The following is a 21,279-nucleotide window of genomic DNA, read 5'->3' on the forward strand; positions in this document are numbered from 1 at the left end:
AGGATGAACGCAGGAACTTTTAGAGGAGCCGCCGTGACCACGAATGCCAGGAACGTCAGGCCGGGAGTGCATCTGGAGCCCCTTGATGCCATCGACGAACGGCTTCTTGCTGCATTGGTGGAGGATGCAAGGATCTCGAACAAGCAGCTTGCCGAACTGGTGGGCATAGCTCCCTCCACAGCGCTCATGCGGACCCGTGCGCTGACGGAGCGGGGCATCGTGCAGGGTTTCGAGGCGAAGCTCAACCTGTCGTCCATCGGCAGGTCGGTGCAGGCCCTGGTCGCAGTCCGGCTCCGCGCACATGACCGGGACCAGATCGACCGCTTTACGGCACGCGTCCCGCATCTGCCGGCAGTCCTGTCCACCTTCCACACCTCCGGCTCGGTGGATTACCTGCTGCACATCGCCGTCGCCACCACCGAGGATCTGCGGGACTGGGTGCTGGACAACCTCGCCACCGACCCCGTGGTGGGCCATACGGAGACCACGCTGGTGTTCGAGCACATCCAGGGCAACCACGGGCCGCTCCCGGAGTAGCCCCACGTGCAGAGGCTAGCCCCTGACGCGTACGGCGTGGCGGAGTGTGACCGCAGCCATCACGAGCGCTGCCGAGCCGCAGAGCACCACGAATCCGGCCACGGACGCTGCCAGGCCGAACACGCCCGAGGCCCAGCCGAGCCCCAGGACCGGGACCGCGCTGCCCAGGTAGGTGATGACGTATACCGTGCTGATGGTCTGGGCCTGGCGGGCGGGCTCCACCTGGGCAGCCACATCATTGAAGACAGTGCGGAAGGCCAGGCCCTGCCCCACGCCGGCGGCAACGCTGGCAACCACCAGCAGCACCGGACTGTTCCATAACCCTGCCCCGCCGAGCAGGAGTACAGACGCGCCCAGGACCGCCAGCCCGCCGGGAACAACGTAGCGGCCCCGAAGGGTCACCAGCTGGGTCAGCGCCGATGCTGCGAGGGTCAGGCCGGCCAGCACACCGATCAGGGGGCGGCTGTCCACGGCCAGGACCCCGGCGAAGTAGCCGGGGGCCAGCGAGAGGCAGAAACCAAAGACCGCGAAGCTCAGGAAGCCGACGCCGGAAGCAAGCCAGAATGCGCCCCTCGCCTCCCGCGTGACGGAAGGACGGCGCGGCGCCAGCAGGTGCAGCGGCCTGGGGCCCGCCGACGGCTGGATGGCAGGGCGTGCCCGCAGGAGGTACAGCGGTACCAGCAGGGCCGCGAGAACCGCAGCATGGACGTAGTACGGTGCGGACGTGGCCCCGGGAAGCAGGGACAGGAGCCCGCCGATGACCGGGCCGGCAGCCACTCCCCCGGCAGAGGCCAGCAGCGTGAAGCGGGAGGCCCACTCCGGGCGTGAGGGCAGCAGTTCACGCAGGGCAGCGGCACTGGCGCCGGTCGCGAGGGCAACGGCTATTCCCTGCAGCGCCCGGCCGGCGCACAGCCCGGCCAGGTTCTGCGCCTCGGCGAAGAGCCAGCCTCCCGCCAGGCCGGCAACAACGGCCAGGATGAGGGCAGCCCTGCGCCCGATGTGGTCCGACCAGTGCCCGGCAAGCATCAGCGTGGCCACCAGGGCCAGCACGTAGCTGGTGAAGGCTGCCGTTACGTCCAGCGGCGACAGCCCGAGTTCCGATTGCAGGAGCGGGTACAGGGGTGTGGCGAGGTTGGCGCCCAACAGGAGCGTAAAAATGACTGCACCGGCGAGCACCAGCCGTGCAGTAACCGACGCATCCCACCCAGCCGTTGTGGCTGGCGCCGGACGCATGCGTAGCTCGCTGAAGACCGTCATTGTGCCGCCTTTTGCTGCTGCCGCGGCAGGTGGTCCTTGTGGGAACCCGGCGCGGGTGGACATGTGATAGCTCTAGGTTGCAGCATCCTTGCGCTTTCGAGCGGAAAGTGCTGCCACAATTGAGCACGATCACCAAATATTCGATGCTGCAGTGATGGAGAGTGACCATTTGAACAATCTGGACCCCACTGACCTGAAGATCCTTTTGGAGCTCATCCGGGACCCCAGGATCCAGATCGGTGAGCTCAGCGATTCGCTCGGGGTTGCCCGGAACACTGCGCAGTCACGGGTGCGGCGCCTGCTCCGGGCGGGTGTCCTGCGGTCCGGGGGCCGCGAGGTGGACCTGGAGGCCGTGGGCTATGACGTGGTGGCGTTCGTGACCATCGAAGTCTCGCACCGCGAGCTGGACGGGGTGGTGGGTGCGCTGCGGCTGATCCCGCAGGTTCTGGAGGTGCACGAGATCTCCGGCCGGGGCGACGTCTGGTGCCGGGTGGTGGCTACCGATACCCACAACCTGCAGGCGGCGCTGCGGCAGGTACTGAGGATCAAGGGTGTGATTCGTACCGAAACCGTCCTGGCGCTGCACACGCACATCCCCTACCGGACCGAGCCTCTGATCAGCGGCCTTACTAAAGCTGCCGGGGCTGGCCAACACGCCCCGGCCAAATCCCAGCGGGCCGCCGGGGCCGGGACGGACAGCTAGGATTTTCAGAATGGATTGGCTCTCGTACATCTCTCAGATCAACTGGCTCGCCGTGGTGCTTGCCTTCACCGCCACCATGGCCATCGGCTTTGTCTGGTATATGCCCGCCGTCCTCGGGAACAGGTGGATGGCAGCCATCGGCAAGACCGAGGACGATCTGAAGAACATGAGCGGCGGAGCCGGGATCTGGGTGCCCATGATGGTGGCGGCCGCCCTGACGGCGATCCTGCTGGCTGTCCTGATCACCAGGCTAGGGCTGGACAACGCCCTGGCAGGCGGCTGGTTTGCCTTCGTAATGGGGCTGGTCTTCCGTGCCGGCGGCCACGTGATCCACAACGGCTTCGCGGGCCGGCCTACCGCCGTCACCCTGATCGACTCCGGCCATGACCTGCTGGCCATGACCGTCTCGGGTGCCATCATCGGGGCGATGTCCTGATGCCGCGAACCGCTCCGCCGAAGGACGGCCGGCCATGACCATCATTGACAATGCCGTTTACGTGGACGGTGTGCGCCACGCCGAGCCCGACAACCTGGAACAGACGTTCGAGACCCTGGCGCACCACGGCGGGATGGCCTGGATTGGCCTTTACCGGCCAACTGCCGAGGAAATGGCGGCGGTAGCCACCGAGTTCGGACTGCACGCGCTGGCTGTGGAAGACGCAATTTCCGCACACCAGCGGCCCAAACTCGAGCGCTACGAAGACAACCTGTTTACCGTCCTTCGGCCTGCCCGGTACTTGGACGCCACGGAAACCGTGGAGTTCGGTGAGCTTCATATCTTCACGGGCAAGAACTTCGTCGTCACTGTGCGCCATGCCGAGACGGCCGGCGTCGCACGGGTGCGGCAGCGGCTGGAAAGCAGGCCGGATTTGTTGCGGCACGGGCCCGAGGCCGTCCTCTACGCCCTGCTCGACCGCGTGGTGGATGACTACGGACCCGTGGTGGCCGGGCTCGAGAACGACATCGACGAGATCGAAGACCAGCTGTTCAGCGGCGACACCGCCGTCTCGCGCCGCATTTACGAACTCGCCCGCGAGGTGATCCAGTTCCAGCGGGCCATCCATCCCCTGCCGGACATGCTGCACCAGCTCGAGCGGGGGTTTGAAAAGTACGACGTCGAAAACAACCTCCGGCACAACCTCCGTGATGTCGAAGACCACGTGGAGCGGGTGATCTCCCGGGCGGACTCCTTCCGCGACCTGCTGCAGAACGCCCTGACCCTGGACGGCACCCTCACCGCCAACCGGCAGAACGAGGCAAGCGCCGAACAGAACGAACAGGTAAAAAAGATCTCCTCCTGGGCCGCGATCTTGTTCGCGCCGTCCTTTGTGGCAGGCGTCTACGGCATGAACTTTGACCACATGCCCGAACTTCACTGGCAGCTCGGCTATCCGATGGCAATAGGTCTGATGACGGCTACGGCCGCTTTGATGTACGCAATTTTCAAGAAGAAGGGCTGGCTGTAAGGAAGGCAGCAGCCCGCGACGGCGGCGGCGCACCTGGCCGGCCGGGAAAAATCTGTGGAGCTAAGGGGATTCGAACCCCTGACCTCTTCGATGCGAACGAAGCGCTCTACCAACTGAGCTATAACCCCGGGAACCAGCCGCTTCTCAAAGGAGCGGCACCGGTGTGAACCTAGGCTACAAATTTTCCCGGTTCAATGCCAACCGGCGGCAATAAAGCCGGCGGAAGCCACTGGACCAGGGCCAAAAGGTCAGGCGCGGCGGCGTTGCAGGACGTCGTCGAGATTGCTGAGCGCGCTCTGGGCCTTGCTGAGCTGCTGGCCTTCCGGAGCCGGGGTGGCAGGAGCGGCGGCCCCCTGCTTGAGGGACGGCTTGCCCGTGGCCTTGGGTGCTTCCGGCAGCTCCAACGGCTCAGGTGCGGGGCGTTCGGCCTTGGGCGCCTCAACGTAGACCGGCTTGGGTACCTCCACGGGCTCCCACGTACTGCTCGGTGCAGCCTGTACTGCACTGGTGTCACCGGCAGCCACGGCAACGGCAAGGGCTGCCTCGCGCAGTTCCACGGCGGTCAGGGGCTTGATCTTGGGCTTGTCGGCCTCTGCGTCAAACAGCGGGCTTTCCGTGCGCACCGGCGCAGCCTTGGGCTTGGGCGCCACGGGCGATGCAACCGGCTGCGGGGCCGGGGCAGTCATCGCAGAGCGGAAGGCGGCGTTCACTTTGGCTTTGCGGTCCCGGACGGCCAGCCAGCGAAGAAGGACCACTGACGCCACGGTCAGGGCCGCGCAAGCCAGGGGAAGGGCTGGGGTGCCGGATCCAAACGCCAGCAGTACTGCAGAAACGAACGCGGTGAGGAGGGAGACCAGCCCGACGAGGGCAAGAGCCGTGCGGCCGTATCGGATTCGGAACTGGCCCGTCGGCGCAGCGCTGGCTGTGGCCGTAGCGGATCCTGTGCTCTTCCTGGTGTCCATGGCTTTCTCCTGCTGGGCGGCGACCTTCAGTACCAGCCCTGCTCGCGGGTCCGGTATTTCATCGGCGGGGGCGTCTGCCAGGTAGTCGCCGGCGGCTTGGAACTGGTGCCGGCGGTTCCGGAGGACGTAGGGGGCGACCCATACAATCCAGAGCACAACGGCAACCACAAGGATCACTGAGCTGCTAAGGGGGAAGTCCACACTCAAAACCGTATGAGCAACACGACGGCTCCAGCCGCATTAGCCCCGGTGTGTCGTGTCGCGGCTGACAAATCAATGGATTTATGACGGCCGGGTGCCCAACCAGCGGCGCAACAGGCCCTCCGGAACTTCCTCGGAAGTCAAGGCGAAGGACCGGTGGTCAGCCCACTCGCCGTTGATGTGCAGATAGCGCGGCCGGTATCCCTCATCCCGGAAACCCAGTTTCTCCACCACCCGCAGGCTGGGTCCGTTCTCGGGCCGGATGTTGATTTCCATTCTGTGCAGCCCGAGTGTCCGGAAACAGTGGTCGGTCACCAGTGCCACAGCGGTGGGTGCTATCCCCCGCCCCGCCCGCATCTGGTCCACCCAGTAACCAAGGGTCGCCATCATGGCCGAACCCCACACAATCGACGAAACTGTCAACTGACCCACGATTTCAGGGTTCCTGCTGGCCGGCACCCGTTCAGTAATGACAAACGGAAGGGCCTGTGCCTGGGCGGCCTGCGAGTTCAGGGAACGGACCATCTGCCGGTAATCCGGGAGACCTCCGGCCGGGTCCGGGTTGGAGGCTTCCCATGGTGCCAGCCATTGGTTGTTGCGGGCCCGCACTTCTGTCCACTCTTTTTTGTCACGGTACCTGATGGGCCTCAGGACCAGGTCTCCGCACTCCAGGGTCACGGGCCAGATGGGGCCGGGGCGCACAGTGCTACTTGGACAGGCCGGCGGTGAAGCCCGGCAGCCACTCCCGCAGGCCGGGACCCAGGTCATCACTGTCAATGGCGAGCTGGACGCAGGCCTTGAGGTAGCTCAGTTTGTCGCCCGTATCGTACCGGCGTCCCCGGAAGACAACGCCGTAAACGCCCTGGCCCTCGCCCTCTCCGGACGCGAGTTCCTGAAGGGCATCGGTGAGCTGGATTTCGCCGCCGCGGCCCGGACCAGTGCGTTCCAGGACATCGAAGACGGCGGGGTGGAGAACGTACCGGCCAATGATTGCCAGGTTGGATGGGGCTTCCTCAGCGGCTGGCTTTTCGACCAGCCTGTTGATGCGGACATAGCCCTCGCCGTCGATCTCCTCGATGTCGGCGCAGCCATAGGCGCTGATCTGCGACGGCTCCACTTCGATGAGGGCGACGACGGAGCCGCCCGTTTTGGCCTGAACGTCGATCATGGTGCTGAGGAGTTCGTCGCGGGCGTCGATGAGGTCGTCGCCCAGGAGGACGGCGAAGGCTTCGTAACCGACGTGCTGCTTGGCACGGAGGACCGCATGGCCCAGGCCGTTGGGGTCACCCTGGCGGACGTAGTGGATGTCGCCGAGGTTGCTGGCGGCCTGGACGGACGCCAGTTTGTCCGCGTCCCCCTTGCCTTCGAGCGTGGACTCCAGCGATGGAACGCGATCGAAGTGGTCTTCCAGGGCCCGCTTGTTCCGTCCGGTAATCATCAGGACGTCGTTGAGGCCAACGTTCACGGCTTCCTCAACGACGTACTGGATGGCAGGCTTGTCCACGACCGGAAGCATCTCCTTGGGCATGGCCTTGGTGGCAGGCAGGAACCTGGTGCCGAGTCCGGCAGCGGGTATAACGGCTTTGCGAACTCTGGGGTTACTGGTAGTCACCCGACTAATCTAGCGTCAGCGTCAAGCATTCAGTAATTATTGAAAGGCTGCCGGCCGCCCTGCTGCCATAGCCCACACCGCCACAACGGCAACCGATGGAGGAATATACACCGTGCTTGAGGACGCCAAGGCAACCAAGACCAGAATCCGTGCAGCCCACCGCCAGCGGCGGTCCGCCCTCACCCCGCAGCAATTGGAGGCGGCAGGAAAGGGCATCGCACGCCACGGCGTTAGTTGGGCGGCTTCGTTGGCCGGCGGTGCTCCCGCCACGTTCTGCGTCTACTTGGGCGTCGGCGTCGAACCGCCCACCCTTCCGCTGATCAGCGGACTCCACAACAACGGCCACCGGGTCCTGCTTCCGGTGTGCGAACCCGGGCGGGAACTGGCCTGGGTCTACTGGAACCCGGATGCCGGCCTGGAGCAGAGCCGGTACGCCCCGATCCTGGAACCCAAGGGTGACCGGCACGGCCCGGATGTGGCGGGAACGGCCGCCGCCCTCTTCATCCCGGCCACCGCCGTCGACCTTTCAGGCAACCGTGTTGGACAGGGCGGTGGATACTACGACAAGTTCCTGGGCCATCTGGCCACGGCCGGGAAGAATATTCCGCTGGCCGCCGTTATCTATGACGAAGAACTGCTCTCCGCTGGTGAAATACCCGAGGAGGAGTTCGACCGTCCCGTACCTGCCGTCCTGGCGCCATCCGGATTCCGGCCGCTCGACGGCCATCGCTGAGGCCCACGGTCCGGCGCTCCGGAGATGATAGAATTAGCACTCAGGCCCTGCGACTGCTAAAGGGACATCCGTCCACGCAGCACGGGACCTCTCGTTTGCCCAAGAGGAGGAGCACTAGTGCCAACGTACGCGTACGCCTGCAAGGATTGCGGCCATGCCTTCGACATCGTCCAGTCGTTTTCGGACAGCACTTTGACCTCGTGCCCGGAGTGCCAGGGAACGCTGCGCAAGAAGTTCAACAGCGTCGGTGTTGTCTTCAAGGGATCCGGCTTCTACCGCACCGATTCCCGGGACTCCAAGGGAAGCACCGTATCGCCGGCCCCGGCGGCTGCCGCGCCCGCTCCTGCTGCGGCACCCGCCGCGTCCGCTCCGGCGGCCGCAGCCAGCTAAACAGGCTGTTCGACGCCGGCCGGACCGGCTTGTCCACATAGCGTGCCGCACTCCTGTTGCGGCAATCCCCGCAGCCATAGCGTAGGCGCATGCCTATAAACCTCCTCCGCCCCGGCCGGGCTGCCTCCCGCAACCCGCGCATCCCTCGCCGTCACGGCAGCTCCGGCCGCAGGTCCGCAGCGGTCCGGTTCGGCGGCTGGCTGGGCCGGAACCGGCGGCTCGCAGTGGCGCTGTTGCTGTGTGCGGCGGCTTCGATCACCGTGCATCAGCTCACCCCCGCGCCCCTCCACACGGTCACCGCCCTTGCCGCCGCGAGGGATCTGCCCGCCGGCTCGGCAATGGCAGCGTCAGACCTTGCCCATGTGCAGGTGCCGCCGGCCATGATGGCCGCGGGCTTTTTGGACGAGGAGAGCGAGTTGGCCGGTAAACAGCTGGCGGCTCCGCTGCGCAAGGGCCAGCTGCTGACGGACGCCCAACTGCTCGGTCCCGGGCTTTTGGCCGGCACGCCTCCGGGCTCGGCGGCCGTGCCCCTTCGAATGGCTGATCCGTCATCCATCCAGCTCGTTTCACCCGGGCAGCTGGTCAACGTGGTGTTGACGGCAGGCAACGGCTTTGACCAGCAGGCGCCGTCCGAAATCCTGGCAACAGCTGTCCCGGTACTGTGGACCTCCGGCAAGGGCGGCGGGAACGGGCAGTGGCTGGGCACCGCCGAAACAGACGGGCTTATAGTAGTGGCGGCCAGCGCGGAGCAGGCTGCCCGCCTGGCCGGTGCTTCCACCCAGGGCAAGCTGTTCTTCGTCCTGGTCGGCGCCTAGCCACCCCGAGCTAACCGTCAGCCCCGGCGCGTCAGCCCCAGTGCGGCGGCTTCTGCTCCTTCAGCCAGGCATCATGGTCGTCGTCAGCATCGCCCCAGCGCCTCGGGTCATCTTCCGAAGCCTTGGTGGGCAGAATGCCCTGCGTCCCGTCCTGCCCCTGACCCTTGCCCTGCTCTTTGTCCTGTTCGTCTTCGGGTGCCGGGTCAACGGGGACGGACTGCCCGTCCGTGGAGCCGGTTTCTTCAGGGGCCACGGGGACCACCTCCTTGCTGTCCAAGTCTTTGTCCTGTGGCCGGCGGCGCGCCTGCTCCCCGGCGTCGATACCATTGAGCGCCTGGTCCACGTCGTCGTCAAGGAACCCTGTTGAGCTTGCCGTCCGGCCGGGAAGCACCACCCGCTCAAGTCCCAAATAGCCGGCAATCCGGTCGGCGCAGGCTGAAGGATCAGTGAAGACCTCAATGGTCCACAGCGGCATGTACCGCCACCCCAGCCGCTCCAGCAGCTGCGGCCGCAGCCTGCTTCGTTCGCGCACGCTCATGGTGCGGTACTGCTGGGTGCCGTCGGACTCGATAGCCACCGGCCACGGCAGGTCGGTCTCGTCGCGTCCCATGGTGTTCAGGGGATCCGCGGCCGCCACGACATCAATAGCGCCATCATACTGGTGCCAGACCCGTGCGCCGCGTGCCCGGAGCCGGTCCCCCAGGTCAGCGACCAAGGGATCGGCGCCAAGCGCCTGTTCGCTGGCCGCAGCACGGGAAGCGGGAGTTCCCAAGTCCGTATTTCCCGCGATTTCGCGGTCCAGCAGTGAGTAGAGGTCCACCGCGCCGTGCGTCAGCCGGGTGTGGTCCAGGTCCTCCGGCCGGAAGCAGGTCAGGACGTGTATTGACCTGCGGGCCCGCGTTATGGCCAGGGCAAATTTTTCCCGGCCCCCTTCGGCGGAGAGCGGACCGAAGTTGTGCAGGGCACGGCCGTGCGGGGTACGTCCGAAGCCCGGCGAGAAAATGACGTGGTCGCGCACCAAGCCCTGGGCCCGTTCCAGGTCTACGACGCGGAAGGACTCGGGTCCGGCGCCAAAGAAACCTGCGAGGCCCGGGTGGTTGGGCAGCTGGAGCCGGATCGACTCGCCGATCCGGGCGGCATGGCGGAGGCTGGCCGTGACTACTGCCAGTGACGTGCGGGGGCGCGTGCGGGCGTGTTCGAAGACGAGCTGCACCACCCGGTTGACCTCGGCCACCACCGATTCGACGCCCTCGTGGTCCGCGCTGGGAAGGCCGGTGCCATCCGGCAGGTACTCCACCAACAGGGACCGGTCCAGGCCGGTGGCGGACTGGCCCTCCGGAAGGCGGCGCAGCGCGCCGTCGTAAAAGTTCTTGCTGAGCTGGAGGACCAGGTCCTCATCTACCGCGCGGTAAACGAAGTTCAGCCGCCACACCGGAAGCACTGCCGAGAGCGCCTTGAAAGCGCTCTCCACCCGCTGGTGTGCCGTCTCGCCTGCTGCCAGCCGCTCCACGCCCACAGTGAAGGTCCGAGGGCTGGCGATCATGGCGTCGCCGAAGGCAATAACCTGGCGGGCGCGGGCGATGGATGGCAGCACCGCCTGGAGGGATGTCGCTTCGGAGTCGAGGATGACCACGGCGTCGAAGCGCTGTTCCGCGGGAAGGAGGCCGGTCATCAAATAGGGGCTGACGGACCAGACCGGAACGAGAGTGCCAATCAGGTCGGGAGCCTGTGCGGTCAGCGCGGGCAGGGACACCCTGCCGTCCTTGAGGAGGCTGCGCAGGAGGTCCGCCTGACGGGGGTGGGCGGCGATTCCGGCCCGCCACCGCGTGGCCAGGTCCCAGCGCAGCCGGGCTGCGCCGCTGGCGATATGCGCGTTGTCCGCCAGCCGGTATTCGGCCTCCAGCTGCCGCAGGGCGTCACCGTCGGACATGGCGAGGTAGTCGTCCCCGCTGATCATTGCCTCGAGCGCCGACTGCCACCAGGCAAGTTCAAGTTCCGCGGCCACCGAGCCTGCCGGAACTTCGCGTTCCGCCAGGTCAGCCAAGAGCTCCCCCAACCCGTGCTCGCGCATGTTCTCCACCAGGAGGGTGCGCTCAGGCAGCGTCTTGAGGGTGTCTACATCAGCCACCAGCCGCTCAAGCCGTTCCATCAGCTTTTCGTACCGGGCAGCGGACAGCGCGCCGCCCGCCTCCGTGTGCCGGAGCGCCTCGCCCAGCTGGGTGAGTTCCCGTTCCAGGGCGCGGTACATCACGTTGATTTCGGCAAGCCCGGACGGCACAGCCGGGTGGCGCTGGGTGGTGGCGTAGCCAGCCCACAGGGCCCGCTGCTCCTGGACCAGGACCAGCGAGCTGTGGAGATCGGAAATATGGACGCCGGGCCGCACATACTCCTTGGCCACCCTGCGCAACCGCGAACGCTGCATTGCAGTCAACTCGATGCCCCGTTCGCGGCGCCAGGCTGACGGCGCGGTGGCGGAGATGAGGTCAGTGACCGGCCGGTCAAAGATGTCCGGAGTGAACTTGTCCAGGCTCCCGCGCACGGCTACGAGGAGCTCGAGCTGTTCGCCCCATTCTGCGAAGGAGGCGCCAAGCCGGATTTCCGCGTGCTCCGCCACCGCATTCATGCGTTCGCGCAAGGCCGGGAGGCTCTTCTCCACGGACCGGACGAGGTCCTGGGCTTCCTCGGTCTCCTTGCGGGTGAGGAGACGTGCGCCGTGCCAGGGACTGGTGGTGGATGCCTTGCTGAAGCTGCCCAGCTCGGCGGCGCGCCGGAGCCTGCCGGCAACCTCATCCCGGTCCCGGATGCTGTCCAAAACACTGCGCTTAAGCCGCACTGTAGTGGCGGGTGCAGGGTGGATCGACGTCAACTCAGCGAGCGACTGCATGGCCTGATAGGGCGAGCAGCCCCAACGCTGGCGGATGTTGTGCAGGGACGCGACATGGTCCATGAGCGCGTGACGGTGCTCCGTCAGGGTGTCGTGCAGGTTCCCGAGCTGGGGTTCCAGGGATTTTTCGTTGCGGACGATCGCCCGGACCAACTGACCCTTCAGCTGCTGCGGAGTAACGTTCCCGGACAGCTGGAACAGGATGGACTCAAGGCCCAGGCCTTCGAGCTGGCCCGAGATTTCGTTAAGGCTGGCGCGCCGGTCGCCTACCACCAGGACCGTCTTTCCGGCGTCCACCAGGGCACCAATGGTGTTGATGGCCGTTTGGGTCTGGCCGGTGCCCGGAGGGCTGCTGACCACAAGGGAATCCCCGGCACGGGCCGCGTCGATCACGTACTGCTGGTCAACGTCCGCGTCCAGCAGGAGCATCTCGTCGCGGGGGTGCCTGCTGTCCAATGAGGGAAAACGGGACGGATCCGGCTCGTCGAAGTCCACCACTTCGCCGCCTGCAGCGGTGGCCAGGGCGGACACCAGCGGGTTGGAATCGTTGATCCACGGATCGTCCAGGTTCCCGGAGAGGTCTGCGAAGGTGGAAACCAGGAGGTTGTGCTGTGCCTCGGCGCCGTGGATGGGCCGGATGAGTGCCGCCAGCTTGTCCAGGACTGGTTGCGGATCGAAGCGGGCCGTGCTGTAGGCGAGGCGGGTGACGGCGTTGACGTCGAAGACAATCCCGTGGGTGTTCTTCAGGTGCCGCACCAGGGCCGGGTTGATGTGCGCCTGCTCAGTCAGCTGCAGTTCGTAGTCGTCCTCCCCCGGACGGACAGTAAGCGAAATCGCCGTGAGCATGACCGGAGCCGAGATGCGCTGGGGCTTGCCGCCCACAGCAGAAGTCCATACCACCGTGCCTGCGGAGAAATAGCCGGCGTCAACACCGCGGTCGTTGGCGAGCTCGAAAATTTTGGACCGAATGTTGCGGGAAGCCCGGGCCGCGACGACGTACTGCTGGCGGTCCCTGATCAGCGTGGAAAGCCGGGTCTTGCGCCCGGCCATGAGCTGGGCGAGGCCGGACGGGTGGGCATGCGTCAGGTCGATGGAGCCTTCGGGTGTCTTGGTGAAGCGCAGCATCGTATCCGCCCCGGTGACGGGTTTGAGCCCGGACAGCCATTTACGGAGCTCCTCGGAGCCTTCCGGGTGGCCTTGACCAACTGACACTTCTGCCTTCTTTTCTGCGTTTGCACGTGACGCCCTGGACCATACCGGCATAGGTTCGAGCGTAGCCGCTTCCACGCCCGGGTTGAGAGACCGCAACACTGGAGCGGGCTAAATTGCGGAGGTTTTCACTGCGGAAACAGCAATGGCCGGCCTCCTTCACCGGAGGCCGGCCACTCATAAGGCTATTCCCACTCGATGGTTCCCGGCGGCTTGCTGGTGACGTCGAGCACTACGCGGTTAACACCCTCCACCTCGTTAGTGATGCGGTTCGAGATCCTGGCGAGGAGCTCGTACGGCAGGCGTGACCAGTCCGCGGTCATGGCATCTTCCGAGGAAACAGGACGGAGCACGATGGGGTGGCCGTACGTGCGGCCGTCACCCATCACGCCTACGCTGCGGACGTCGGCGAGCAGGACCACTGGCATCTGCCAGACTTCGTTGTCCAGCCCGGCTGCGGTGAGCTCGGCACGGGCAATCGCGTCAGCTTTGCGCAGCAGGTCCAGCCGTTCCTTGGTGACGTCACCAACGATGCGGATGCCGAGTCCCGGTCCGGGGAAAGGCTGTCGGCCCACAATCTCCTGCGGCAGCCCAAGCTGGGCGCCGACGGCGCGGACTTCGTCCTTAAAGAGGGCACGCAGCGGCTCCACGAGCTCGAACTGCAGGTCCTCGGGCAAACCGCCCACGTTGTGATGGCTCTTGATGTTCGCGGCACCTTCGCCGCCGCCGGATTCGACGACGTCCGGGTACAGGGTGCCCTGGACCAGGAACTTGATCTTCTCGCCGTGGGCGGCTGCCTCGGCGATGATGGCAAGTTCCGCCTCTTCAAACGCGCGAATGAATTCGCGGCCGATGATCTTGCGCTTGGTTTCCGGATCGCTGACACCGGCCAGGGCGGACAGGAAGCGTTCCTGCTCGTTGGCGACGTAGAGCTTCACGCCGGTGGCGGCTACAAAGTCACGTTCCACCTGTTCCGCTTCGCCTTCGCGCAGCAGTCCGTGGTCCACAAAAACACACGTGAGCTGGTCGCCGACGGCGCGCTGGACAAGAGCGGCCGCAACCGCGGAGTCCACGCCGCCGGACAGGCCGCAGATAACCCTGGCATCGCCGATCTGCTTGCGGATGCGCTCCACCTGCTCCTCGAGGATGTTGCCCGTGGTCCAGTTCGGTTCCAGCCGGGCGCCCTTGAAGAGAAAGTTTTCCAGGACCTGCTGGCCGTAGGCGGAGTGCTTGACCTCGGGGTGCCACTGGACACCGAACAGGCCCTTTTCCTCGTTGGCGAAGGCAGCTACTTCAGCACCCGCCGTCGTCGCAAGGACTTCAAAGCCATCCGGTGCAGCATGGACGGAGTCGCCGTGGCTCATCCAGGTGTTTTGGTGCTGGGGCATGCCCTCGAGGACCGAGCGGCCCTCACCGAGAATGGTGGTTTCCGTGGAGCCGTACTCCCGCAGCCCGGTCTTGTCCACCTTGCCGCCCAGGGCATTGGCCATCGCCTGGAAGCCGTAGCAGATGCCGAAGACGGGGACACCGGCTTCGAAAAGGTCGGCGCCGACGCTGGGGGCACCGTCAGCGTAGACGCTGGAGGGGCCGCCGGAAAGGATGATGGCAGCGGGATTCTTGGCCAGGAGCTGCTCGGTGGTGTAGGTATGCGGAACCACTTCCGAATACACATTCGCTTCCCGGACGCGGCGGGCAATCAGCTGCGCGTACTGGGCACCGTAGTCAACAACCAGCACCGGCTTCTGGGAAGTCTGGGATGCAGTGGGAGTAGTCACCGTACTAGCCTACTGGCCGCCGTTGCACCGGCGCACCTTGAGAAGCTGCGCTGTGACGCAGCGAACTCCCCGCGCTGCGGCGGTGCCTAGTACCTCTGCGGCGCCTGGGGGTTCGCCGCGAGCTCCGCCTCAACTTCGGCGTGGAACTTCTTCTCCACGATGAAGGACAGGAACGGGATGACCCCGCCCAGCGCCAGGAGGATCATCTTCAGGAACGGCCAGCGCATCAGGGACCAGAGCCGGAAGTTCGACATCAGGTAAACCACATACATCCAGCCGTGCACGATGAGGACCGTGACGGACAGGTTTACCCCGCCCTCCACGCCTTTGGGCTCCGCCTCCGCAAAGCCAAAGCCGAAGGGCTGGCCGGTCACGGCGTTGGTGCCGCCGGCGAAAAGATATTGTCCGAATCCGTACCGGGCAATCAGTTCGGCGCACAGCAGCAGCAGCATGGCGCCCGTGAGGTAGGCCAGCACCTTGTAGAACTTCAGGGCCGAGCGGATCTGCGCCTCGGTGCCGCCGAAGCGGCGCTTCTTGCTGGCAGTCTTGCTGCCTGCGGCCGCGGCGGGGGTGGCAGGTTTCGGATCAATCATGGCTGTACCTTTTGCTGGTTCTGTTCAGGTTGCTGGTTCTGTTCGGGAAGAAGCGGGCTGTCGTCATCATCTTCATCGAGGCGCTCCTCGAGATCCCGGTGGTAGTCGTCCTTGACCAGCCGCCACCAGATGAAGAGGGCAAAGCCGGCGAAGACAACCCACTCAAGGGAGTAGAAGAGGTTAAGCCAGTTGATCTGCTGGGCAGGCGGCTGCGGGCCGATCTGCAGGGGAAGGAGATCCCCGGGCACCGCCGCGGGGCTGACGTCCGCACCGCCGGCAATTTCCGCGGTGGCAGCAACAAAGCCGGGATAGCTGCTGACTTCCCAGTAATTAATCAGCTCGGCCACTGAAACCGCTGTGGCTTGCCCGGGAGCGGCTGCCGTCCCTGCCAGTGGCGCTTCGGACGGCAACAGCCGTCCGGTGAGTTCAACAGTGCCCGAGGGCGGTGCTGGAGCATCGGCAGGGTCCGCCACCCATCCCCGCGCGACCGGGATCCACGTCTTGGGTGAAGCGGCAACGCCGCTGAGTGTGGGGGCGCCGGTGACGGCGAAGGCGGAGACTACCCAGTAGCCCGTCTTGCCGCCGTGCAGGCGGCCAGGGACCAGGACCTGCTTGGCCGGGTCATAGGTTCCCTGCGCACTGACCATCTGGTCGGCGTCGGTACCGTGGAAGAAGTCCCCGGGCTCAAGCGTCCCGGTCAGCGGCTGCACCTGCTCGGTGGCCGGGTTGACCGGCACTTCCGGCTGGGTGGAGCGTCCGAATTGCCATTGGCTGAGCAGCACGAACACCCCGGAAATGACGATCGCGAAGATGAAACCTGCGATCCAACGGGGTTTGAGGGCTGTTTTCCACACGTCTTAACCGTACTTCGTTCCGCTGTAGAACAACTAAACGCCGGGGGCCGGACGGTCCCGCCCGGCGGCGGTGCCATACGGGAAAGGGCACCGCGACCGGGCATCAGTGGTCGAAAAACACCAGGCTGGAATTGATGAGCTCCGCGATTACTTCGGCATCGTAGGCGCGACGCAGCGACTCGCGGAATGACTCTTTGGACAACGAGCGGGCCAGGGTGGCCAGGACTTCGAGGTGGTCGGAGAAGGAACTGGCCGGGGTGGCGATCAGCAGGATCACCGTGGCCGGACCGTCCGCGGCGCCGAAGTCCAGCGCGTGGCCGTATTTGGCAATGCCGACGGCGATCGAGGTGCGGGACACATACTCGCTCCGGGCATGGGGCAGCCCGATTCCACCCGGGAGCCCGGTGGCCAGCTGGTGCTCGCGCGCATTGACGTGTTTGAGGAATCCGGGCAGATCCGATACCCGCCCGGCGGCGAAGAGACGTTCCGCGAGCTGGGTGGCGGCGTCCGCTTTGTCCGCTGCCTCAAGCTCCAGGATCACCATTTCGGGTGTGGTAAGGCCGGCATCGTACCGGTCAAGTGGTTCCGCCAAGGCGTATCCCTTCAGTCAGCAATGCTGGTGCTGCGGGCCCCTCAGCGCAGGGGCACGATGTCTTCCACGCCCAGGCGGGCGGCGTCTGCGGATTCGTCGTCCGGCTGTTGCTGGCTGAGGCGCTCCGCCTCCACCCGTGCAATGTAGTGCCTGACCTCATTCTCACGTTGAGCGTCGCTCCAGCCAAGGACGTCACCCATCAGTTTAGCGACTACGGGCACGGCAGACACACCACGGTCCCAGGCCTCGATGGAAATCCTGGTTCGCCGGGTCAGGACATCGTTGACATGGCGGGCGCCCTCGTGGCTTGCCGCGTACACAGCCTCAGCCTGCAGGTAGTCATCCGCACCGGGAATCGGCTCGGCCAGGGCGGGGTTCTCTGCGATGATGGCCAGCACCTCGGGCGTCAGGGACCCGTACCGGTTGAGCAGGTGCTCAATCCGGGCCACATGGACGCCGGATTCCTCCGCCGTGCGGTTCCTTCGGTTCCAGGCAGCCTTGTAGCCACTCGCTCCCAGCAGCGGGATGGTTTCCGTGCAGCTGGGCGGCACCCGTTCGTCCATGGTGCGGGTGGCCTCGTCCACGGCGTCCTTGGCCATGACCCGGTACGTGGTCCATTTCCCGCCGGCCACCACCACCAGGCCTGGGACGGGGTGCGCCACCACATGTTCCCGCGACAGCTTGGCGGTGGAGTCGTTTTCGCCGGCCAGCAGCGGGCGCAAGCCGGCGTAGACGCCTTCCACGTCCTCCCGGGTGAGCGGGCGCTTCAGGACCTTGTTGACGTGTTCCAGGATGTAGTCGATGTCCTTGCTGGACGCGGCGGGGTGGGCCTTGTCCAGGTGCCAGTCGGTGTCCGTGGTGCCGATGATCCAGTGCCGGCCCCAGGGAATGACGAACAGCACCGACTTTTCAGTGCGGAGGATCAGTCCCACGGTGGACTGGAAACGGTCCCGCGGAACCACCAGGTGAATTCCCTTCGATGCGCGGACCTTCAGCTGGCCGCGGTCGGTGACCATCGCCTGGGTTTCGTCCGTCCAGACCCCGGTGGCATTGATGACCTGCTTGGCCCGGATGTTGAACTGCGTCCCGTCCTCATGGTTGACCACCTTGGCCCCCACCACGCGTTCGCCCTCACGCAGGAAGTCCACCACAGCCATCTGGTTCACGGCATGGGCACCGTAGTAGGCAGCTGTCCGGATGAGGTTGGCGCAGTATTTCGCGTCATCAACCTGGCCGTCGTAGTACCGGATTGAGCCCACAAAAGCGTCGTTCTTAAGGCTCGGCGCGGCCCGCAGCGTACCCCGCCTGCTGAGGTGTTTGTGGAACGGCACTCCCCTGCTGTGGCCGCTGGAGACGGACATGGCGTCGTACAGTGCTATGCCCGCGCCCACGTAGGGGCGCTCGAAAAAGGGTTTTGTCAGCGGATACAGGAACGGCACCGGCCGGGCCAAATGCGGCGCCAGTTCGGAGAGCAGCAGCCCGCGCTCCTGCAACGCCTCCTTGACCAGGCCAAAGTCGAGCATTTCCAGGTAGCGCAGGCCGCCGTGGATAAGTTTTGAGGACCTGGAAGAAGTCCCGGCAGCCCAGTCGCTCGCCTCGACGATCCCCACGTCCAGTCCACGGGTGACGGCGTCAAGGGCCGCTCCGGTACCCACGATGCCGCCGCCGACAATCAGGATGTCCAGTTCCTGGCCCGGCTCCGCGGTTGCCCGCAGCCGTTGGATGGCTGCTTCCCTGGCTGCGGGGCCGAGGGCCCCACCGTTAGGAACACTCTTCATTGAACGCCTCCAGTGCCACTAGTCCCGGTAGTGCAACCACCCTACTTCGTTGCGGCACGCTTGGGCAGGGCGGCAGGGAGGGATTGGGCCCCGCCGCCGCGCGTCAATTCCCTGCGTAAGGGGAAACCACGACGTCGACCCGCTGGAATTCCTTCAGGTCCGAATAGCCGGTGGTCGCCATGGAGCGGCGGAGCGCGCCAATGAGGTTGGAGGTTCCGTTGGTGTGGTGTCCCGGTCCGAAAAGGACTTCCTCGAGCGGACCTACAGTGCCGACGTTGGCACGGTCACCGCGCGGCAGTTCCAGGTGGTGGGCTTCCTGGCCCCAGTGCCAGCCCTTGCCGGGCGCCTCTTCGGCCCGGGCGAGGGCGCTGCCCAGCATGACGGCGTCGGCTCCCATGGCGATTGCCTTGACGATATCGCCCGAGGCTCCCATGCCGCCGTCGGCAATCACGTGAACGTACCGGCCGCCGGACTCGTCCATGTAGTCACGGCGGGCGGCCGCGACGTCGGAAATGGCTGACGCCATCGGCGAATGGATGCCCAGGGCACGGCGGGTAGTGGTGGTGGCGCCGCCGCCGAAGCCCACCAGCACACCGGCAGCACCGGTGCGCATCAGGTGCAGCGCGGGCGTGTAGCCTGCCGCGCCGCCCACGATCACGGGCACATCCAGTTCGTAGATGAACTGCTTGAGGTTCAGCGGCTCGTGGTCCTTGGAGACGTGCTCGGCGGATACGGTGGTGCCGCGGATAACAAAGATGTCGACGCCGGCGGCCACCACGGTCTTGTAGTGCTCCTGCGTGCGCTGCGGGGTGAGGGAACCGGCCACGGTCACGCCGGCGGCGCGCATCTCGGCGAGGCGTGAGGTGATCAGCTCGGGCTGGATGGGGGCCTTGTACAGCTCCTGCATCCGGCCCGTCACGGCCGGGCTGTTGGTCTCGTCTTCCAGGGCGCCGATTTCGTCGAGGACGGGCTGCGGGTCCTCGTACCGTGTCCAGAGGCCTTCAAGGTCAAGGACGCCGAGCCCGCCGAGCCTGCCGAGGGCAATGGCTGTGGCCGGGGACATGGCCGAATCCATGGGGGCCGCGATGACCGGCATGCTGAACTGATAGGCGTCGATCTGCCAGGAGACGGAGACGTCCTTAGGGTCGCGGGTACGACGGTTGGGGACAATCGCAATGTCATCCAGGGAATAGGCACGACGCCCACGCTTGCCACGGCCGATCTCGATCTCGTAAGTCACTGCTCTAGGTTATCCCAGCCACACTGTTGTCTTTAGCTACAGTGGCTGGATGGGATCGCGCTGGGTATTTGACGGTCATATTGCCGGCCTTGGCACCGGATCAGGTTTACGTGCTGTTGTCGGCATCTGGCACAGGTCCCCCTTCGGCGCTTTCTCCGATGTGATGGTTCAGCAGCCATCCGGGCACCGCCTGCTGCTCGCGCCCACGGCGGAGGTGGCCGGCTTCATCTCCGACACCTACAGCTTCGATGAGGTCCGGGTGCTGGAGGTCAACACCACTTTGGCCCGGGGCCCGTTGACGGTCGACGCCGGCCCCCTGGCTGTCCGCGCCCGGCTCGGCCGGAGGACGCTGCTGGGCAGCGCGCTGCGGGCAGTGCCCCGGCCCCTCGCGGTCCACCCCCGCTGGTTGCGAACGATCAGCCCGATTGCCGCCGTTCTCAGCGGTGGGTCACGTACCTCCGGAGCCGCCGGGAGCGGCCGGCACGAGTATTACGGGGTGAGTGACCTCCGCGGCATCAGTTCCGCCGTCGTCAGCTGGGACGGCGCCGACGCCGGAGCGTTGTCCCCGATTCTGCCGCCGGTGGAGTTCGGCTTCAGCAGTGTCCCGCCGCAGCCCAGCCTCGCCAGGGTCCGCACTACGGTGGTGGACACCGGCACAGCCGGGGAGACGTCCCCATCGCGGCGGCCTGCGGAATAACGTAGTTTTGGCAGCAGAACCGCTTGGAATGCTGCGAACAATTTGGGGGAACACCATGGCGCCTATGTATGGGGCTGACATTAACGAGCTCCGGACGCTGTCCAACTCAATGGCAAGGTCCGGGTCGAGCTTGAAGAGTGTGGAATCGACCGTGAACTCGCTCGTGCAGTCTTCTGTCTGGAAAGGCACCGACGGCGACAGGTTCCGCAGCGAGTGGTCCTCCACCCTGCGTCCGATGCTCAGCAAGGCCTCGGAGTCCCTGCGAAGCCAGTCCACCTCACTGCTGAAGCACGCTGACGAACAGGAGCAGGCCAGTGGCGGCGGCAGCGATTCCCCAGCGGTGCCGTCAGGCTCCGGGGGCAGCACGGGCTCCGGAGCCGGTTCCCGCCCGGACCGCACCTGGGGTGATGCGTTTACTGACCCGGACTATCAGCACGCGCCTTCAGGCATTGAGTGGCTCCTGGAAAAATTCGGGGTCGGTGACGGCGACGCCGCGTCAGGTATTGCGACGGCTTTGCTGTTCGTGGCTGACAAGTTCAACTGGAACCTGGAGCTCGCACAGGTCCAGGCCGGAGTCAGTAAGTTTTTCGACTTCATGAAAGGCGCCGGGAAAGTTCTTGGCGTGCTGGGCGGCGCCATCGGCGTCCTGGATGTCCTCTCCGGAATCGAGGGAAAGGATCCGTTCAGGATCGCGGACGGCTTGATCGGCGGCGGCCTGTCCGTGGCCGCCCTGCTTGCCACAGGGACCATCGTTGGAGCACCTGCCGGCGTGGTCCTGGGCGGTCTTGCCCTCGGGTGGGGACTGCTCGGAATGATGTCCGGCGACGTGCCCGTCACGAAGAGAATCTGGGACTTCGGTTCAGGAATGGTGGGGGCCGTCAAGGACGTGGCTTCCGGCGCCCAGGACGCCCTCGGGTGGGTGGGCGGTAAGCTCGGCTTCGGCTGAGGCAACGCCTGAACCTCCTCCTGTGCCGCCAAATG

General features: G+C 65.8%; 20 protein-coding genes and 1 tRNA gene. 9 read left to right on the forward strand and 12 right to left on the reverse strand.

Features of this window, described 5'->3' with window-relative positions:
- Nucleotides 1–3 precede the first annotated feature (3 nt).
- Nucleotides 4–537 carry an Lrp/AsnC family transcriptional regulator gene (locus tag M1E07_RS14110; RefSeq protein WP_461187291.1) on the forward strand — a complete coding sequence of 178 codons (534 nt, stop codon included), beginning with the start codon at nucleotides 4–6 and terminating at the stop codon, nucleotides 535–537.
- A 15-nt stretch (nucleotides 538–552) separates the two neighbouring features.
- Here M1E07_RS14110 and M1E07_RS14115 read toward each other — a convergent pair whose 3' ends face one another.
- A complete protein-coding gene (locus M1E07_RS14115) occupies nucleotides 553–1,794 on the reverse strand; it encodes an MFS transporter (RefSeq protein WP_461187292.1) in 1,242 nt (413 codons plus the stop codon).
- 169 nt (nucleotides 1,795–1,963) lie between these two features.
- Between M1E07_RS14115 and M1E07_RS14120 the strand changes: the two genes are divergently transcribed.
- Genes M1E07_RS14120 through corA form a run of 3 tightly spaced genes read left to right on the forward strand, consistent with a single transcriptional unit; the run spans nucleotide 1,964 to nucleotide 3,963 of the window.
- On the forward strand, nucleotides 1,964–2,497 hold the full coding sequence (locus M1E07_RS14120; RefSeq protein WP_461187293.1) for an Lrp/AsnC family transcriptional regulator: 534 nt from the start codon (nucleotides 1,964–1,966) through the stop codon (nucleotides 2,495–2,497).
- Between the two features lie 10 nt (nucleotides 2,498–2,507).
- Nucleotides 2,508–2,933, forward strand: coding sequence for a DUF1761 domain-containing protein (locus M1E07_RS14125; RefSeq protein ID WP_461187294.1), 426 nt, complete (start codon nucleotides 2,508–2,510; stop codon nucleotides 2,931–2,933).
- 34 nt (nucleotides 2,934–2,967) lie between these two features.
- Nucleotides 2,968–3,963: a magnesium/cobalt transporter CorA gene (corA, locus tag M1E07_RS14130; protein ID WP_461187295.1), complete on the forward strand. Its 996-nt coding sequence runs from the start codon at nucleotides 2,968–2,970 to the stop codon at nucleotides 3,961–3,963.
- 55 nt (nucleotides 3,964–4,018) lie between these two features.
- Here corA and M1E07_RS14135 read toward each other — a convergent pair.
- The 4 genes from M1E07_RS14135 to galU all read right to left on the reverse strand — a co-directional run bounded on the left by M1E07_RS14135 (nucleotide 4,019) and on the right by galU (nucleotide 6,738).
- A tRNA-Ala gene (locus M1E07_RS14135) sits at nucleotides 4,019–4,091 on the reverse strand.
- A 120-nt stretch (nucleotides 4,092–4,211) separates the two neighbouring features.
- Nucleotides 4,212–5,126, reverse strand: coding sequence for a hypothetical protein (locus tag M1E07_RS14140; protein ID WP_461187296.1), 915 nt, complete (start codon nucleotides 5,124–5,126; stop codon nucleotides 4,212–4,214).
- 81 nt (nucleotides 5,127–5,207) lie between these two features.
- Nucleotides 5,208–5,828, reverse strand: coding sequence for a GNAT family N-acetyltransferase (locus M1E07_RS14145; protein WP_461187297.1), 621 nt, complete (start codon nucleotides 5,826–5,828; stop codon nucleotides 5,208–5,210).
- Between the two features lie 4 nt (nucleotides 5,829–5,832).
- On the reverse strand, nucleotides 5,833–6,738 hold the full coding sequence (gene galU / locus M1E07_RS14150) for a UTP--glucose-1-phosphate uridylyltransferase GalU (RefSeq protein ID WP_461187298.1): 906 nt from the start codon (nucleotides 6,736–6,738) through the stop codon (nucleotides 5,833–5,835).
- Nucleotides 6,739–6,850: 112 nt separating this feature from the next.
- Between galU and M1E07_RS14155 the strand changes: the two genes are divergently transcribed.
- The 3 genes from M1E07_RS14155 (at nucleotide 6,851) to cpaB (ending at nucleotide 8,676) form a co-directional block, all read left to right on the forward strand.
- Nucleotides 6,851–7,471, forward strand: a complete 621-nt coding sequence (locus M1E07_RS14155; protein WP_461187299.1) for a 5-formyltetrahydrofolate cyclo-ligase — start codon at nucleotides 6,851–6,853, stop codon at nucleotides 7,469–7,471.
- A 117-nt stretch (nucleotides 7,472–7,588) separates the two neighbouring features.
- The gene (locus tag M1E07_RS14160; RefSeq protein WP_461187300.1) at nucleotides 7,589–7,861 is read left to right on the forward strand and encodes an FmdB family zinc ribbon protein; all 273 of its coding nucleotides are present in this window, start codon (nucleotides 7,589–7,591) and stop codon (nucleotides 7,859–7,861) included.
- Nucleotides 7,862–7,950: 89 nt separating this feature from the next.
- Entirely contained in the window at nucleotides 7,951–8,676 is a 726-nt protein-coding gene (gene cpaB, locus M1E07_RS14165) for a Flp pilus assembly protein CpaB (RefSeq protein WP_461187301.1), read from the forward strand.
- A gap of 31 nt (nucleotides 8,677–8,707) precedes the next feature.
- Here the strand turns inward: cpaB and M1E07_RS14170 are convergent, their stop codons facing one another.
- The 7 genes from M1E07_RS14170 to M1E07_RS14200 form a co-directional block, all read right to left on the reverse strand.
- Nucleotides 8,708–12,823, reverse strand: a complete 4,116-nt coding sequence (locus M1E07_RS14170; protein WP_461187302.1) for an AAA family ATPase — start codon at nucleotides 12,821–12,823, stop codon at nucleotides 8,708–8,710.
- A 131-nt stretch (nucleotides 12,824–12,954) separates the two neighbouring features.
- Nucleotides 12,955–14,544 (reverse strand): glutamine-hydrolyzing GMP synthase, encoded by a 1,590-nt coding sequence (guaA, locus tag M1E07_RS14175; protein ID WP_461187303.1) that lies wholly within the window; start codon nucleotides 14,542–14,544, stop codon nucleotides 12,955–12,957.
- 86 nt (nucleotides 14,545–14,630) lie between these two features.
- On the reverse strand, nucleotides 14,631–15,137 hold the full coding sequence (locus M1E07_RS14180; protein WP_461187304.1) for a DUF3817 domain-containing protein: 507 nt from the start codon (nucleotides 15,135–15,137) through the stop codon (nucleotides 14,631–14,633).
- Nucleotides 15,134–15,991, reverse strand: a complete 858-nt coding sequence (locus M1E07_RS14185; protein WP_461187305.1) for an SURF1 family protein — start codon at nucleotides 15,989–15,991, stop codon at nucleotides 15,134–15,136. The genes M1E07_RS14180 and M1E07_RS14185 overlap by 4 nt, the downstream gene beginning before the upstream one ends.
- Before the next feature lie 103 nt (nucleotides 15,992–16,094).
- Nucleotides 16,095–16,583 (reverse strand): PTS sugar transporter subunit IIA, encoded by a 489-nt coding sequence (locus M1E07_RS14190; protein ID WP_461187306.1) that lies wholly within the window; start codon nucleotides 16,581–16,583, stop codon nucleotides 16,095–16,097.
- A gap of 41 nt (nucleotides 16,584–16,624) precedes the next feature.
- Nucleotides 16,625–18,361: a glycerol-3-phosphate dehydrogenase/oxidase gene (locus M1E07_RS14195; RefSeq protein WP_461187307.1), complete on the reverse strand. Its 1,737-nt coding sequence runs from the start codon at nucleotides 18,359–18,361 to the stop codon at nucleotides 16,625–16,627.
- A gap of 103 nt (nucleotides 18,362–18,464) precedes the next feature.
- Entirely contained in the window at nucleotides 18,465–19,601 is a 1,137-nt protein-coding gene (locus M1E07_RS14200; protein WP_461187308.1) for a GuaB3 family IMP dehydrogenase-related protein, read from the reverse strand.
- 163 nt (nucleotides 19,602–19,764) lie between these two features.
- Between M1E07_RS14200 and M1E07_RS14205 the strand changes: the two genes are divergently transcribed.
- Both M1E07_RS14205 and M1E07_RS14210 read left to right on the forward strand, forming a co-directional pair.
- On the forward strand, nucleotides 19,765–20,298 hold the full coding sequence (locus M1E07_RS14205) for a hypothetical protein (protein ID WP_461187309.1): 534 nt from the start codon (nucleotides 19,765–19,767) through the stop codon (nucleotides 20,296–20,298).
- A 151-nt stretch (nucleotides 20,299–20,449) separates the two neighbouring features.
- Entirely contained in the window at nucleotides 20,450–21,244 is a 795-nt protein-coding gene (locus M1E07_RS14210) for a hypothetical protein (protein WP_461187310.1), read from the forward strand.
- Nucleotides 21,245–21,279: the final 35 nt, after the last annotated feature.

This window comes from Arthrobacter sp. Z4-13 (assembly GCF_054792705.1).